Origin of the sequence: Paenibacillus macerans (assembly GCF_050565405.1) — a bacterium.
GTDB lineage: Bacteria > Bacillota > Bacilli > Paenibacillales > Paenibacillaceae > Fontibacillus > Fontibacillus macerans_B.
The window spans coordinates 1-1,811 of the sequence record NZ_JBNYYG010000117.1 but is presented as its reverse complement, the minus strand read 5'-3'; the positions used below and the strand labels follow the sequence as shown (position 1 = coordinate 1,811).

Sequence of the window (1,811 nt, the reverse complement as noted above, 5' to 3'; positions counted from 1 at the left end):
TCATTTAGAAAAACTGACGAGAATTTCTTCTCATTTTTATACTCACTCGTTGTTCAGTTTTCAAAGATCAACTTCGTTTTCGTTCGTTACCGTTGTTTCAGCGGCAACTTTTATAATATATCACCTACGGCGATGGATTGCAAGTCTTTTTTTGAAATCGCCAGATTCCAGTTTTTTCAACCGAGATTGCCCCACGCAGCAGGTGAGTAATAATATACCCCAAAACGCCCCCGAATATCAACCCTAGGAAAGAACTTCCTCGATATGCAGTTGTCTTTCGTGCATCAAATTGACGATTCCGCCTTTAACCGAAACCATCGGCCGCGTGGGATGATTGCGATCGGAGAACACGATTTCCCCCACGCTCCCGTTGCTTAAGCGCACGCGCGTACCGTGATGGAACTGGGTTACCTTGTCCACGAAGGTCTGAACGACGCCGGGATCAAGCTTGCCAAAGGACTCGGAGCGAATCTCCTCCAGCACCAAATAAGGCGACTTGGCCTGACGGTAACGCCGATTCAACGTCATGGCATGGAAAATGTCAGCGACCCCTACGATTTTGGCATAGATATGTATCTTGTCGCCGGTTAAGCGGAAGGGATAGCCGGTCCCGTCCATTTTTTCATGATGCTGCAGCGCCGTCAGCCGGACGCCCTCGTTGATCGCCGCCGTTTTGCGCAACTGTTGATAGCCGTAAGTGGTGTGCATGCGCATTTCTTCAGCTTCGTCCGCCGTTAGCGGCGCCGGTTTATAAAGAATCTCCGGGTCGATTTTCGTATTGCCGATATCATGCAGCAGCCCGGCAAACGCCACCTGCATCCAATCCTTCTGAGGCAGTCCGTGCCATTGCGCCAATAGAAACGAAGTCAACGAAGATAGAATCGCGTTATGGTACAAATAGTCGTATTCATTGCGATTCCGCGGCGTAAAGGTCAGTACATGATAATGCTTCAATTGGCGGATCAACGCCTCCAGTTGATGGCGGAGCTCGTAAATCGGCAGTTCGGAGGCCAAGACGGATTGAAAAGCGCTCTTCGTCAAATGCAGCATCCGGTCATACTCCAAATGAAATGGAGTCAAGGGGCTACGAGTATCGATCTCCGCGCTAACCGGGGCCAGGGAGACGATCGGAGCCGGTTTCGGAAGTTCCTGCGCTGCTCCCGCTACCTTACGTTCGGCATTCTGCAGATCATCAATTTCTACCTGCTGTATCATGAAGGCGCGTATGATATCCAAATCTCTCGGAAGCAATACTTTTCCCTTTTGAAGCAAAAGACCGCCTAACGGGCTATATACGTGACTTAACAGCTTGACTCCGGGTTTAACTTCCGCGATCGGGATAATTGCCATCCTCTACTCTCTCCTTAAGGGTATTACTAAGGATCCGGGCCTCTTTATTTTCCCAAAAATAGGAACAAAGAACTACGGACTACTACTGTTATTATAGTACGCTACCAAAATAGCTAGCAATCCTTCTTTTCCGCAAGAAAGGGAAACGAAAAAAAGGACCCCCATTACGAGAGCCCTGCAAAAGCCTCGTTTTTAGGGTATTGGGGGCTCGGAACTGGAAAATAAATTCGATAAGACGGAAAAAGCAGCTTCAGTCGGTGCTTCCCGGTGTTACCTCCAGCGCGGGAATGATCTCTTCTTCCGTCATGGCGATATGTTCTTTGTAGCCAAAGAACGATTTCGAACTACTCTTCCAGCCGAAACGTGCATCCGGATCGATGGCGGAGAGAATCCCCTTGTGAGAGAGTAATCGCTCATCCTCGATGATTTGTTTGGCGATGCCCAGTTTCTCGCTCACCGCT

2 protein-coding genes and 1 pseudogene are annotated in these 1,811 nt (G+C 49.1%); 1 reads left to right on the top strand and 2 read right to left on the bottom strand.

The annotated features are described in order from the left end of the window. Positions 1-210: hypothetical protein (locus ACQ4N8_RS28075; protein WP_430707664.1), on the top strand; the 210-nt coding region annotated here is incomplete at its 5' end. Positions 211-243: 33 nt separating this feature from the next. On the opposite strand, the gene ACQ4N8_RS28070 is transcribed toward ACQ4N8_RS28075, so the two are convergent. Together ACQ4N8_RS28070 and ACQ4N8_RS28065 are read right to left on the bottom strand one after the other, a co-directional pair. Further along, positions 244-1,350, bottom strand: coding sequence for an HD-GYP domain-containing protein (locus tag ACQ4N8_RS28070; protein ID WP_430707663.1), 1,107 nt, complete (start codon positions 1,348-1,350; stop codon positions 244-246). A 253-nt stretch (positions 1,351-1,603) separates the two neighbouring features. Continuing rightward, a pseudogene (locus tag ACQ4N8_RS28065) lies at positions 1,604-1,811 on the bottom strand (hypothetical protein); the annotation flags it as partial.